This window comes from Mesorhizobium sp. M0037, from assembly GCF_040323635.1.
Taxonomy (GTDB): domain Bacteria; phylum Pseudomonadota; class Alphaproteobacteria; order Rhizobiales; family Rhizobiaceae; genus Mesorhizobium.
Map to the genome: position 1 here is coordinate 63,415 of NZ_JAMYVB010000018.1, position 13,030 is coordinate 76,444.

The 13,030-nt window shown below is 63.8% G+C and carries 11 protein-coding genes and 1 pseudogene; 6 read left to right on the plus strand and 6 right to left on the minus strand.

What is annotated here, in order from left to right:
* Positions 1-114 precede the first annotated feature (114 nt).
* Entirely contained in the window at positions 115-1,917 is a 1,803-nt protein-coding gene (locus NKJ78_RS24175; RefSeq protein WP_352459282.1) for a dipeptide ABC transporter ATP-binding protein, read from the plus strand.
* Between the two features lie 77 nt (positions 1,918-1,994).
* Here the strand turns inward: NKJ78_RS24175 and NKJ78_RS24180 are convergent.
* A pseudogene (locus NKJ78_RS24180) lies at positions 1,995-2,174 on the minus strand (ATP-binding cassette domain-containing protein); the annotation flags it as partial.
* 138 nt (positions 2,175-2,312) lie between these two features.
* Between NKJ78_RS24180 and NKJ78_RS24185 the strand changes: the two are divergent.
* From NKJ78_RS24185 to NKJ78_RS24205, 5 genes are read left to right on the plus strand one after another with little or no spacing between them, the layout of a single operon-like run.
* Positions 2,313-3,548 carry an ROK family transcriptional regulator gene (locus NKJ78_RS24185; protein WP_050593107.1) on the plus strand — a complete coding sequence of 412 codons (1,236 nt, stop codon included), beginning with the start codon at positions 2,313-2,315 and terminating at the stop codon, positions 3,546-3,548.
* 14 nt (positions 3,549-3,562) lie between these two features.
* Positions 3,563-4,642 carry a Gfo/Idh/MocA family protein gene (locus NKJ78_RS24190; RefSeq protein ID WP_023738070.1) on the plus strand — a complete coding sequence of 360 codons (1,080 nt, stop codon included), beginning with the start codon at positions 3,563-3,565 and terminating at the stop codon, positions 4,640-4,642.
* A complete protein-coding gene (locus NKJ78_RS24195) occupies positions 4,642-5,478 on the plus strand; it encodes a sugar phosphate isomerase/epimerase family protein (protein WP_023738069.1) in 837 nt (278 codons plus the stop codon). Before NKJ78_RS24190 ends, NKJ78_RS24195 begins: the two co-directional genes overlap by 1 nt.
* Positions 5,475-6,275, plus strand: a complete 801-nt coding sequence (locus NKJ78_RS24200) for an alpha/beta fold hydrolase (protein WP_023738068.1) — start codon at positions 5,475-5,477, stop codon at positions 6,273-6,275. Before NKJ78_RS24195 ends, NKJ78_RS24200 begins: the two co-directional genes overlap by 4 nt.
* Positions 6,272-7,165: an ROK family protein gene (locus NKJ78_RS24205; protein WP_023738067.1), complete on the plus strand. Its 894-nt coding sequence runs from the start codon at positions 6,272-6,274 to the stop codon at positions 7,163-7,165. The genes NKJ78_RS24200 and NKJ78_RS24205 overlap by 4 nt, the downstream gene beginning before the upstream one ends.
* Positions 7,166-7,191: 26 nt before the next feature.
* On the opposite strand, the gene NKJ78_RS24210 is transcribed toward NKJ78_RS24205, so the two are convergent.
* The 5 genes from NKJ78_RS24210 to NKJ78_RS24230 all read right to left on the minus strand — a co-directional run bounded on the left by NKJ78_RS24210 (position 7,192) and on the right by NKJ78_RS24230 (position 13,029).
* On the minus strand, positions 7,192-8,190 hold the full coding sequence (locus NKJ78_RS24210; protein ID WP_023738066.1) for an ABC transporter ATP-binding protein: 999 nt from the start codon (positions 8,188-8,190) through the stop codon (positions 7,192-7,194).
* 30 nt (positions 8,191-8,220) lie between these two features.
* On the minus strand, positions 8,221-9,282 hold the full coding sequence (locus NKJ78_RS24215; protein ID WP_352459283.1) for a Gfo/Idh/MocA family protein: 1,062 nt from the start codon (positions 9,280-9,282) through the stop codon (positions 8,221-8,223).
* Positions 9,283-9,532: 250 nt separating this feature from the next.
* The gene (locus NKJ78_RS24220; RefSeq protein WP_023738064.1) at positions 9,533-10,372 is read right to left on the minus strand and encodes a carbohydrate ABC transporter permease; all 840 of its coding nucleotides are present in this window, start codon (positions 10,370-10,372) and stop codon (positions 9,533-9,535) included.
* Positions 10,373-10,598: 226 nt separating this feature from the next.
* A complete protein-coding gene (locus NKJ78_RS24225; protein WP_023696936.1) occupies positions 10,599-11,528 on the minus strand; it encodes a carbohydrate ABC transporter permease in 930 nt (309 codons plus the stop codon).
* A 241-nt stretch (positions 11,529-11,769) separates the two neighbouring features.
* Complete coding sequence (locus NKJ78_RS24230; RefSeq protein ID WP_352459284.1) at positions 11,770-13,029, minus strand: ABC transporter substrate-binding protein; 1,260 nt, start codon at positions 13,027-13,029, stop codon at positions 11,770-11,772.
* Between the last annotated feature and the right edge of the window lies 1 nt (position 13,030).

The following is a 13,030-nucleotide window of genomic DNA, read 5'->3' on the forward strand; positions in this document are numbered from 1 at the left end:
AAAGGTAGATTGCGCTCCAGCTTAATTCGAGTAATTTTATAGAGATTGTGCGGCGCGAAAGCGGAAGCGATTGCCCTCGAAGACCGCGCCGAAAGAAAGTGGTTTCAGCAAGACATGTCGTCATCGGTTCTGAACGTCGAGCAGCTCACCGTCGCCTATGATGAACGCCGGGGATCGCATCCGGCCGTCAACGGCGTGTCGCTCACCATCGGCGAAGGCGAAGCGCTCGGCCTTGTCGGCGAGTCCGGCTCGGGCAAAAGCTCGGTGGCACTCGCTATTCTGCGCTATCTGCCGAGTAACGCCCGGATCGCCGCGTCGGCGCTCGAGTTCCAGCGCCGCGAGATCCGCAATCTCTCCGGCGAACAGCTGCGCCGGCTAAGGGGCGATCGCATCGCGGCCGTCTACCAGCATCCGGGTGCGGCACTCAATCCGGCCATGACGATCGGCCGGCAGATCACCGAAACGATCATGCGGCACCGCCCAGTTCGGCAGGACGAGGCGCGTGGGCGCGCCGCCGAACTGCTCCGCCGTGTCAGGGTGAGCAATCCGGAGCGGGTGCTCGATCTCTACCCGCATGAATTGTCGGGCGGCATGCAGCAGCGCGCCAACATCGCGATTGCCATTGCGCTCGACCCGTCGCTGCTGGTGCTCGACGAGCCGACAACGGCGCTCGACGCCAGCGTCCAGTCCGAGATCATCGCCATCCTGCAGGACTTGCGCCGCGATCACAAAACCAGCGTTCTGCTGATCAGCCATGACATCAACATGGTCCGCCGGGCCTGCGATCGGGTGGCCGTGATGCAGTCGGGGACGGTGGTCGAAAGCGGCACCGCCAACGATGTCTTCGAGAACCCTGTTCACGCCTACACCAAGGCGCTGATCGCCTCGATCCCGGCGCTCAACTTCACCAAGCGCGACGGCAGGCTGGCCGAGACGCACGCAACCGGTCCTTTGGCGCCTGTCCGCAGCGATCAGCCGGAAGCCCCACGTCCGACCGCCGTCGCCTGCAAAGGCATCAGCCACGCCTTCGGCCCCCAGCCCGTCCTGTACGATATCGACCTGGAGATAGGCCAGGGCGAGACATTCGGGCTGATCGGCGAATCCGGCTCCGGCAAGTCGACATTGGCAAGGATCGTGACCGGCCTGCAGACGCCGGACTCTGGGTCGGTCGAGCTGTTCGGCAGCACTGTCGCGCCGCGCGTCGAGAAAAGAAGCCTGAGCGAACGCCGCGACGTGCAGATGGTGTTCCAGTCACCCGACCGCACGCTCAATCCGCGCCAGCGGATCGGCAGGATCCTCAGCCGTCCGCTGCGGCGGCTCGCCGGCTTTGGCCGCAGCGAGGTGAAGCAGCGTGTCGGCGATCTCCTGGCCTCGGTTCGTCTTGCCGCTACGACCGTCGACCAGAAGCCGAGATCGCTGTCTGGTGGCCAGCGCCAACGGGCGGCGATTGCGCGCGCCTTTGCCGGCGTGCCGAAGCTCGTGGTGTTGGACGAGCCGACCTCTGCGCTCGACGTTTCCGTGCAGGCGACCGTGCTCAATTTGCTCAACGACCTGCAGCGCGACAAGGACACCACCTATCTGTTCATCAGCCACGACCTCAGGGTGGTGCGCTATATGGCCGACAGGATCGGCGTGCTCTATCGCGGCCGGCTGGTCGAGACGGGGTCATCCGAGCAGATTTTCCGTGGCCCCAACCACCCCTACACGAAGCTGCTTCTGGCCGCGTCCTCGGATGAGACGGCGCCGAGGGCTCCGGCTCAGCTCCACGCCGCGGCACACGATGCCGAGACCTCCGGATGCTCCTTTGCCGCCCGCTGTCCTGTCGCGCTGCCCGATTGCCGAAAGGCGCAACCACCCGTCAGGCAGGCCGGCGACGGTCATCTGATCGCCTGCTGGAGAGACGCAAGCAGTCTCTGATTGCGAAGCGGGCAACTGACAAGCCTTCCTTCGAGGAGATGTCCCCCGGCCGATGCGGCCGGAGGACAGGCTTGGGAGGCGCCTGACGTCGGCTGGAAATTTCCGGCGATGGTTTTGACCAGCGTCGATTTGCCGGCACCATTGTCGCCCGTCAGGCCGAGAACCTGGCCCTCATTGATGTCGAGCGAGACGTTGTCCAGCGCGCGAACGGCACCGAAATCCTTCACGATGTGTTCGAGACGCGCTAGAACCGGCATCGCATCCTCCCATGCAAATTTGTAAGTTTCTGATACAAATCATCGTTTGAAACTTGGGTCAATGGGCTTGGAATGCTGAATATTTGTTGCAATGCACCCAACCTTGGGTCTTTCAAACCGCCTAGAAATTATATTAGTATGTCAATCAAACAAATTGCGGAGAACGACGTGCTGGTGTCGACCGATCTTCGGCCGAACGAAACGCGGGCACTTGCGGCGCTGTTTCGTGCCGGCGCGTCGAGCCGAGCGGCGCTCGCACGCGATCTCGGCCTGACCCGGTCGACCACCGGCGCCCTGGTGCTGGGGCTGACGGAAGCCGGTCTGGCGCGCGAGCGGTCGGATGGAGCGGATGACGAGCAGGATAGCGAGGGTCGGGTCGGCCGTCCCGGTATCCTGGTCGAGATCGACGGCAATGGCGGCTTCTTCCTTGGCGCTTATATCGGCGTCAACTGGATCGCAGTCATAGCTGTCGACCTTGCCGGCGCGCGGCGTGCGAGCGCCTCTAGGGCATTTGCCGGCCCCGGTAGCACGCCCGAAGCCGCGGTCGACATCATCGGGGAACTCGTCGCCGAGATCCGCTCGCAATTGCCTGCGGGTACGCGCCCCTACGGGCTCAATGTCGCCGTGCCCGGCTTCCCCGCCGCTGACGGCGTCTCATACCATGCCACCATCCTTGGCTGGCATGGGGTCAATCTGGCGGAGCTTTTGCGCACTGCCTTTGGCGCGGACTTTCCAATCCTCTTGGAAAACGATGCCAATGCCGTGGCGGTGGCCGAGACATACCGGTCGCCGCCAGGAAAGGACGACGAGGATGCTCTGGTCATCCTGATCGAGAACGGCGTTGGCGGCGGCATCATCAATGCCGGCAGGCTGCATCGCGGCCGGCTCGGCGGCGTCGGCGAAATCGGTCATCTTCGCATTGGCGACGACGGTTTTGTCTTCGACGCGAAGCGCCCGGGGCGGCTGGAATCCTATGTCGGCAAGGATGCGTTGCTGGCTCGCTATTTGCACATAAGCGGACTGCGCGCCGGCCTGCATGAGTTTGTGGCGGCATTGGCCGACGGCGATCCGCCAGCCGTTGCCACCGCGCGTGACTGGGCGCTCTGGTTCGGTCGCGGGCTGGCGACACTTGCCTGCACCTTGCAGCCGGAGCGCATCATCCTCTCCGGCTCGGTCAATGCGGTCTATCCCTTTGTCGCCAAACAGGTGGAAGCTTTCCTCTCGGACTTCCTGGCTGAAGGTTATCCGGTTCCCACAGTCGAACTGTCGCGCGTCGGCGCCGACGGTCCGGCATTGGGCGCTGCCTGTCTGCTGCATCAGGCAGCTTTGTCGGGCGATCCGCAATTTCAACTTCGCGGCCTCGCCGCGCGCTAATCAGGAGAGATTCCATGCCTCGCAAAGACGAAAAGCGGCTGCGTGTCGGCGTGCTCGGCTGCGGTCCGATTGCCCAGGCGGCGCATTTCGAATCCTGCACCAAGGCACGCAATGCCGATCTCTATGCCATCTGCGATGTCGCCGACGATCTGCGCGACAGGATGGCCGCGACCTACGCGCCTGAAAAATCCTATGCCGACTACGGCCTGATGCTGGCCGATCCCGATCTCGATGCCGTCATCATCGCGACATCGGACATTTTTCACGTCAAGGCCGCGGAACTGGCGCTCGATGCCGGCAAGCATGTGCTTTGCGAAAAGCCGCTGGGCGTTTCGGTCGAGGAGGTCGAAGGCTTGCGGGCCACGCTCGACAAGAGCGGCAAGGTGCTCCAGGTCGGCCATATGAAGCGCTTCGATCCCGGCATCCAGGCGGCAAAGGCTTTCGTCGACGACGAAATGGGCGAGCGGCTGGCGTTCAAAGGCTGGTACTGCGACAGCACCCACCGCTACCCGATGACCGATGCGGTGCAACCGCTGATCATCACCAGCGCCAAGGCGCGCAAGCCTGCCGTCAATCCCAAGGCGGATCTGCGCCAATACTACATGCTGGCGCATGGCAGCCATCTCCTCGATACGGCGCGCCATCTGCACAGGCCGATCGAGGCGGTCGAGGCCCGGCTGACCGAGCGCTATGGCGCCTATTGCTGGTTCATCACCACCATCTTCGCCGACGGCACGATCGGCCATCTCGACCTGACGGTCGCCGTGCGCATGGACTGGCACGAAGGGTTCCAGATCTATGGCCAGAACGGCAGCGTTCTCGCGAAGACGTATAACCCCTGGTACTTCAAGAGCAGCGAGGTCGACCTTTTCCGCGAGGCCGATGGCAGTTGGCATCGGACGCTTGGCGCGGATGGCCACTTCTATCGCCGCCAGCTCGAAGGCTTTGCCGATGTCGTGCTGAATGGCGCGCCGATGATCGGCGCCGGCATCGAGGACGGCATCGCCTCGGTCAGGGGCATGGCGGCCATCGCCCGCTCGGCCGCTGCCGGCGGCCGCGCCGTCCGTCTGGCCGATGTCGACGGGGTGGTGTGATGCAGCTTGGGATTTTCGCCAAGACCTTCGCCACCACCGGCGCCTTGCCGGTGCTGCGCGCGGTCGCGGACGGCGGCTACACGGCGGCGCAGTTCAACATGGCGTGCCTTGGACTGCCGTCGATGCCGGACAGCATTGAGCTCGGCGCGGCCCGGTCCGTCGCTGAGGCGAGCGGTGAAACCGGGGTTTCGATCGCGGCGGTTTCGGGAACCTACAACATGATCCACCCGGATCGCTCGGTTCGTGTGTCAGGTCTTGCTCGGCTGGAGGTGCTGGCTGCGTCATGCGCTGACATGGGCACGCGCCTGATCACGCTGTGCACCGGCACAAGGGATGCGCAGGATCAGTGGCGCTGGCATCCCGACAATGCAAGCGAGGCGGCATGGAGCGATCTGCGGATGGAGATGGAAGCGGCGATCGCGATTGCCGAGCGCTTCGACATCGAGCTTGGCATCGAACCGGAACTGGCCAATGTCCTCTCCAGCGCCCGGGCCGCACGCCGCCTGCTGGACGAAATGAACAGCAAGCGCCTGCGCATCGTGCTCGATCCGGCCAATCTGTTCGAAGTGGCAGACAGCGCGGAGCGTCATCGCCTCATCGACGAAGCCATCGATCTGCTGGCCGCCGAGATCGGCATGGCCCATGCCAAGGACCGCCACGCCGATGGCAGCTTTGCCGCGGCCGGACAGGGCGTGGTCGACTTCCCGCATTTCATCGGCCGCCTGAAGGCTGCCGGGTTCGACGGCCCCTTGATCACACATGGCCTGACAGAGGCCGAGGCGCCAGGTGTCGGCGCCTTTCTGCGCACCGTACTGGAAGAGAGCGAGCGCGCGTGAAAGAGACCTTCAGCCGCGATGGCGTCGATCTTGCCTACCGGGACGTCGGCGCCGGGCTTCCCGTCATCTTTCAGCACGGCCTAGGCGGCGACGACGCGCAGGTCGCCGACGTGTTTCCCGATCTGCCGGTGACCCGGCGGGTGACGCTCGAATGCCGGGGCCAGGGCGGATCCAGCTACGGGCCGGTCGAGCGGCTTTCGGTTGCGACGTTTGCCGAAGACGTCGAAGCGCTGGCCGACGCTCTCGGCATCGGCTCGGCCGTCGTCGGCGGCATCTCGATGGGTGCCGCGCTGGCGCTGCGCCTGGCGGTGCACAGGCCGGCTCGTGTGCGGGCGCTGGTGCTCGCCCGACCAGCCTGGGTGTCAGAGCCTGCACCCGCCAATATGAGGCCCTATGCCGTGGTCGGCGATCTCCTGATGCGCCATTCGCCTGACGCCAGGCGTCTGTTCGATGACAGCGCAGTTGCCGCAGAGCTAGCGAGGCTGGCGCCGGACAATCTCGCCAGCCTGCAAGGCTTCTTCAATCGCCCGGACCCGGTTCTGTTCGGTAGGTTGCTGGTGGCGATCGCGGGCGATGGTCCGGGCGTGAGCGAGGCGGACATCCGCGCTATCGCGGTGCCGACCCTTGTCATCGGCCATGACCATGACCTCGTCCATCGACTGGACGACGCACAGACGCTGGCCGGGCTCATTCCGTCGGCCCGGCTTTGCACCATCACAGCCAAATCGCAGGATCGCGCCGCCTACCGGCTGGAATTCCGCGCCTGTCTTTCGGAATTCCTGGAACCGCTCGCATGACCGACAAAACGGCGGATGAGACCATCGCCGTGGTCGAGATCGGCGGCACGTCAGTCAAGGTTGGCTTTGCCGATCGCGGCCACCCGGTGGATTTCGCCCGCACCTACCCGACCGCGCAACTGCGCCAGGGCGCGCCGGTGGTGGGATTGGCAGATGCGGTCACCGCAGCCTGCCGCGATGCCGGGCTCAAACCTGCACGGGTCGTTGCGACGGTGCCTGGGTTCATCGACCGCGACTTCGACACGGTGCTGCACACGGCCAACATTCCCGAACTGAACGGTATCCGGCTGGGTACGGAACTGGCATCGCGGCTCCGCGTTCCCGTGCGGCTCGAACGCGACGTCGTGCTGCAATTGCTGGGCGAAAGCGTTGCCGGCGCGGTGAAGCGGCAAAAGGAGGTGCTGGCGGTCTATCTTGGCACCGGCATCGGTGCGGCCTATCTCGGCAAGGACGGCATTTTCAGGGGTGGCGGCTGGGCGCTCGAGATCGGCCACATGCCGATCTACCGGCCCGACGAAAGCGGTCCGCCAAACCGGGTCGAGACCTATGCCTCAGGGGCAACGCTCGTCGAACTCGCGACAGACTACGATATCCCGGTGGCCGATCTGTTTTCGGCGGCCGGGCAGCCGCCATCGCTGCGCGAATGGCTCGACGAAATCGTCTGGCAGCAGGCGGTGGCCGTCGCAACCGCAGCCGCCCTGTTTTCCCCGCAGACGATCCTGATCGGCGGCGGTATCGTCGACATGAAGTCCTATCCCCGCCAGACGCTCAAGCAGCGCATCGCGGACAGCCTGCCGCATTCGCTTGTTGTAGAGCCTCTGGACATACGCTGGGCGGCCCTGGGCTGGCAGGCGGCGATCCATGGCGCGGTGCTGCTCGGCGCGGTGTGATCGCCGTGGTTGCTGTCGGCGAAGGATTACTTGATCGTCTTGCCGTCCGCCCCAAACCGGTATGTCTTACCCGGCTCGGGCGTTGCATACAGCGTCGCACCGGGCTCGGCGTCGTAGACACCGAAAATGCGCACCGTGATCAGCCCGGCCTTTTCGCAGTCGAGATAGAGGTTGGTGTCGGCGCCGAGATGTTCGGCGTGCACCACCGTTCCCTTCCAGGCGCCGGATTTTGGATCCACGGTCAGATGCTCCGGCCGCACGCCAATGGTCTTGGCCGTCTCGCCCAGCCGCGCGCCGTCAATGAAATTCATCTTCGGCGAACCGATGAAGCCGGCGACAAACTCGTTTGCCGGCGAATTGTAGAGCTCCATCGGGCCGCCGATCTGTTCGATCTTTCCCGCATTGAGCACAACGATTTTGTCGGCCAGCGTCATCGCCTCGACCTGATCATGGGTGACGTAGATCATCGTTGCCTTCAGCCGGCGATGCAGCTGCGCGATCTCCAGTCGCGTGTTGACGCGAAGCGCTGCATCGAGGTTCGACAAGGGCTCGTCGAAGAGAAACAGTTTTGGCTCACGCACCACGGCGCGGCCGATGGCGACGCGCTGGCGCTGGCCGCCCGACAGTTCCGCCGGCCGCCGCTCGAGATACGGTTCCAGCGACAGCATCGACGAGGCGACGCCGATGCGGCGTTCGATCTCCGGGGCGGGCGTGCCGGCCTGCTTGAGGCCGAGGCCCATATTGTTCTTCACCGTCAGATGCGGGTAGAGCGCGTACGTCTGGAACACCATGGCAATGCCGCGTTTTGCCGGGGGCGTGGCCGAGACATCGGCGCCGTCGATCACCACCCTGCCGGAGGTCGAATCCTCCAGCCCGGCGATGACCCTGAGCAAGGTTGACTTGCCGCAGCCAGATGGGCCGACGAAGACGACGAATTCGCCGTCGGTCACTTCGAGGTTGATGCCTTTCAGCACCTCGACCGGCCCGAAGGCCTTCTTCACATTCTCGATTACCAGCGAGCCCACGGCTTCGTCCTTGTTCTAGAGTTTGCCCTACTAGAGCTTAACTGGGGCGCCGCTGCGCACGCTCTCATCGGCGGCAAGGCAGACGGCGAGCGATTTCACCGCGTCGTCCATGTGGCGGGTCAGGTCGATGTCTTCCCGGATCGCCTTCAGCACGAAGGCCTGTTCGAGGTCGCAGAGGTCCTGGTGGCCGGGTTCGCCGTCCATCGGCAGCATCTCGTCCGGCCTGGCGAACTGGCCGTCCGCACCCGTCGCAGCGCTGTGCAGGCGGATGGTCGAGGTCTTGGTGTGGGTGTCGATGTCGTCCGACTTCACACCTTCCTTCATGACGATCGACACGCAGCCATTGGGCGACATCACGTCCTTCACGAAGAACGCCGTTTCCGAAATCATCGGTCCCCAGGCAGCTTCGTACCAGCCGACCGAGCCGTCGTCGAACAGCACCTGCAGATGGCCGTAATTGTACATGGTCGGCGCGATTTCCTCGGTCAGCCGCAGCCCCATGCCGCGCACCTCGACCGGCCTGGCGTCGGTGATCTGCAGCATGACGTCGAGATAGTGCACGCCGCAATCGACGATCGGCGACGTCGTCTGCATCAGCTGCTTGTGCGTCTGCCAGGTCGGCCCTGACGATTGCTGGTTGAGGTTCATGCGGAAGACATAAGGGCCGCCGAGCTTGCGCGCTTCGGCGATGAGCCGGACCCAGGACGGGTGGTGGCGGAGGATGTAGCCGATCACCAGTTTTCTGCCGTTGGCCTTGGCCGCGGCGACGACGCGCTTGGCGTCGGCGACCGTCGTTGCCAGCGGCTTCTCGACGAAGACGTGGCAGCCGGCCTCGAATGCCTTCACCGCATAGTCGGCATGGCTGTCGGAATAGGTGGCGATGCAGGCGACGTCGGGCTTTTCATCGCGCAATGCATCGTCGAAGGAACGACGGATGTCATAGCCCGACAGTCCTTCCGGCAATGGCACGTCGGAGCGGTTGATGAGTGCTGCGATCTCGAAACCCGGATTTGTGTGGTAGGCCAGCGCATGGCTACGCCCCATATTACCGAGGCCTGCGACGACGACGCGAAGGGGCGATTTAGAGGTCACCTAACTACTCCAGATGTTCCAGTTGTTCCTTCTGAGAGGGTGTCACCCCACCCGGCGCTTCGCGCCGACCTCCCCATCGAGGGGAGGTAGGACGTTGGCGCGAACACCCTCACTGCCAAAGAAGCTTCTCCGAAAGTCGCCCTTTGGCGGTCGTGAATGAAGCCACGACCTTTTACCTCCCCTTGATGGGGAGGTCGGCGCGCAGCGCCGGGTGGGGTGAAGGCTCCAGCAGAGATTTGTAGGGCTCCGCTCACTTGACGGCTCCGGATGTGATGCCGCGGATCAGCTGCCGCGAGAAGATGACGTAGAGGGTCAGCACCGGCATGATCGCCAGCGAGAGTGCGGCCAGGATGGCGTTCCAGTTGGTGACGAACTGGCCGAGGAACAACTGCGCGCCGAGCGTCACCGTCTTGGTCTCTTCCGACGGCGCCAGGATCAGCGGGAACCACAGATCGTTCCAGATCGGGATCATGGTGAAGACGGCGACCGTCGCCATCGACGGCCGCACCAGCGGCAGCACCAGCCGGAAGAAGATCGTGTATTCCGACAGGCCGTCGATGCGGCCGGCATTCTTCAGATCGTCGGACACCTGCTTCATGAATTCCGACAGGATGAAGACGGCCAGCGGCAGCCCCTGCGCGGTGTAGACCAGGATCAGCGCCGTCAGCGTGTTGACCAGCCCGCTCGCCACCATCAATTGCAGGATGGCGACGGTGCCGAGCCGGATCGGGATCATGATGCCGAGCGCGAGGTAAAGCCCCATCAGCGTGTTGCCGCGGAAGCGGTATTCCGAGAGCGCGAACGCCGCCATCGCGCCGAACAGAAGCACGAAGAACAGCGAGGCGACGGTGACGACCAGGCTGTTCTGGAAATAATGGATGAAGTCGCCCTGGCCGATCACCGTGGTGTAGCCGATCAGGTCGAAGGTTTTTGGCGTCGGCGGCGTCAGCGGCTCGCTGAAGATGCCGGCGCGCGATTTGAACGAGTTCATGATGACCAGGATCACCGGAAACAGCGCGATCGCCGTGTAGGTCAACAGGATCGCGTGGGCGCCGATGGTGCGGGGCAGCGAACGGGCGGCGGTGCTCATTGGAAGGTCTCCTGACGAGCGATGACTGTTGAGGTCGGCACCAAGGCACCCCCCTCTGTCCTGCCGGACATCTCCCCCGCAAGGGGGGAGATCAGATGCCGCGACTGCTTTCGCCAATCGCCAACGTTGCAAGACGAGCGGCAAGGCCAGAGCTGCCAATCTCCCCCCTTGCGGGGGAGATGGCCGGCAGGCCAGAGGGGGGTGTTCAAGCTCGACATCTCGCCCCTCAGAACTGGTAGCGACGCAGGCGCGTCTGGACGAGGAACAGGTAGACGCAGACGCCGCCGAGGATGATCAGGAACATCATCGTGGCGATCGCCGCGCCCATATTGGGATCGCCGGTCTGCAGCTGAAAGCCGAAGAAGGCGCGGTAGAGGAAAGTGCCCAGAATATCGGTCGAATAGTTCGGGCCGGCGAGCGCCCCTTGCGCGGTGTAGATCAGGTCGAAGGCGTTGAAATTGCCGACGAAGGTCAGGATCGAGATGATGCCGATCGACGGCAGGATCAGCGGCAGCTTGATCTTCCAGAACTGCGACATGCCGGTGATGCCGTCACATTCGGCCGCCTCGATCACCTCTTCGGGGATCGACAAAAGGGCTGCATAGATCAGCATCATCGGGATGCCGACGAACTGCCACACCGAGATCAGGCTGAGCGCGGTCAGGGCATATTGTTCTTTGCCGAGCCACGGCGTGAACAGGCTTTTCAGGCCGACCAGATCCATCAGATGCGGCGCCACGCCCCACAACGGCGACAGGATCAGTTTCCAGGCGAAACCGACGATGACGAAGGACAGGATGGTCGGCACGAAGATCGCGGTGCGGTAGAAGGCGGCGAATCTCAGCCTCGGGCTGGACAGCAATGCCGCCAGCATGACACCGATCGGGTTCTGCACCACCATGTGGATGATGAAGAACCAGGTATTGTTCCGCAGCGCGTTCCAGAAGCCGACCGACCAGTTGGGGTCGCCGAACAACGTACGGAAATTAGTGAAACCGACGAACACCTGATGCTGATCGACATTGCGGAACAGCGACAGCTGCAGCGTGCCGGCGAGCGGCAGGATCATGATCGCCGTATAGACCAGCAGCGCCGGCGCCAGGAAGACGCCGATATGCCAGCGGAACGGTCGTTTCGGTCGTGTTTGTGCGGCCATGAGTGCGGTCCCCGCCGATCAGGTTTAGCAATGCCTTCGACGGCAGCGCTGCCCCTCACCCTTACCCTCTCCCCGTGAAGGACGGGGAGAGGGGGCGCCTGCGTTTCGGCTGATCCTTCTCCCCGTCACTATACGTGGAGAAGGTGCCGGCAGGCGGATGAGGGGCGGCGCCGTCGTTCGCAGTCGATGATGCTATCGAAAAACGCAGGGCCGTCCACTTGGGGCCCTGTCTGTCCTGAGCTTACTTGCCCGGCTTGTACCAGCTGTCGAGGCCGTCCTGCAGCTTCTTGGCGGCAGCTTCCGGCGTGTCGGTGCCGTTGATGACGTTGGCCGATTCAACCCAGGTTTCGTTCTCGAGGTTCGGCGTGCCGCGCGACAGGATCTGGTAGGTCGAGCGGATCGTCGACTTGCACTTGTCGCGCCAGGAGACGAATTCCTGCGCCAGCGGGTCTTCCATCTTCACCGGGGTGGAATTTAGGCTGAAGAAGCCCGGCAAAGCGTTGGCGTAGATGGTGGCGAAGTCCGGCGAGGCGACCCAGGACAGGAAGGTCTTGGCCGCGTCGGCATTCTTCGACGCCGCATTCAGGCCCATGCCGATATCGGTATGGTCGGAGATGTAGCAGGTGTCGCCGGCCTTCTCGACCGGCGGCGGGAAGGCGCCCATCTTGAACTGCGCCTGGGTGTTGAACAGGCCGATCTCCCACGATCCCGCCGGGTAGATGGCGGCGCGGCCAAGCGTGAACAGGTTCTGGCTGTCCGGATAGGTCTGGGCCTCGAAGCCGTCGCCGAGATAAGGCTTCCACTTGGCCAGTTCCTCATAGGGAGCAACCCAGTCCTTGTCGGTCAGCTTCTGGTCGCCCTTGATCAGCGCTGCGCGGCCCTCTTCGCCCTTCCAGTAGTTCGGACCGATGTTCTGATAGGCCATGGTCGCGGCTTCCCAGAGATCCTTGGTGCCCATGGCCATCGGGATGTAGGTGCCGTCGGCCTTGATCTTGTCGAGCGCGGCGAAGAACTCGTCACGCGTCGTCGGCACCTTGAGTCCGAGCTTGTCGAAGGCGTCCTTGTTGTAGATGAAGCCGTGAATGACCGAAGCCATCGGCACGCAGAAGCTCGCCTTGCCGTCGTCGGTCTGCCATGCCGCCTTGGCGACGGGTGAGAAGTTCTCCATGCCGGGCAGCGAAGACAGATCGGCAAGGTTGCCCTTCTTGAACAGTTCGAGCGACTTGTCGAACGGGCGGCAGGTGATCAGGTCGCCAGCCGAGCCGGCGGCGAGCTTGGCGCCGAGTGCGGCGTCATACTCGGTCGGCGCCGACGGTGCGAACACCACTTTGATGCCCGGGTTCTTGGCCTCAAAAGCCGGGATCAGCTTGTCCTTCCAGATGGCAAGGTCGTCGCCGCGCCAGCTTTCGATATTGAGCGTTACGTCATCGGCGTGAGCCAACCCGGCGGTGCCGAGAATGCTGGTGCCGAGAAGCAGTGCCGTCAGTAATTTCGTTGTCATG

What these genes read in the sequence shown, in the direction of transcription:
- NKJ78_RS24225 (WP_023696936.1), bottom strand. Translation starts at nt 11,528, where the DNA reads ATGGCCGCACAAACACGACCGAAACGACCGTTCCGCTGGCATATCGGC.
- NKJ78_RS24205 (WP_023738067.1), top strand. Translation starts at nt 6,272, where the DNA reads ATGACCGACAAAACGGCGGATGAGACCATCGCCGTGGTCGAGATCGGC.
- NKJ78_RS24195 (WP_023738069.1), top strand. Translation starts at nt 4,642, where the DNA reads ATGCAGCTTGGGATTTTCGCCAAGACCTTCGCCACCACCGGCGCCTTG.
- NKJ78_RS24175 (WP_352459282.1), top strand. Translation starts at nt 115, where the DNA reads ATGTCGTCATCGGTTCTGAACGTCGAGCAGCTCACCGTCGCCTATGAT.
- NKJ78_RS24220 (WP_023738064.1), bottom strand. Translation starts at nt 10,372, where the DNA reads ATGAGCACCGCCGCCCGTTCGCTGCCCCGCACCATCGGCGCCCACGCG.
- NKJ78_RS24190 (WP_023738070.1), top strand. Translation starts at nt 3,563, where the DNA reads ATGCCTCGCAAAGACGAAAAGCGGCTGCGTGTCGGCGTGCTCGGCTGC.
- NKJ78_RS24185 (WP_050593107.1), top strand. Translation starts at nt 2,313, where the DNA reads ATGTCAATCAAACAAATTGCGGAGAACGACGTGCTGGTGTCGACCGAT.
- NKJ78_RS24230 (WP_352459284.1), bottom strand. Translation starts at nt 13,029, where the DNA reads ATGACAACGAAATTACTGACGGCACTGCTTCTCGGCACCAGCATTCTC.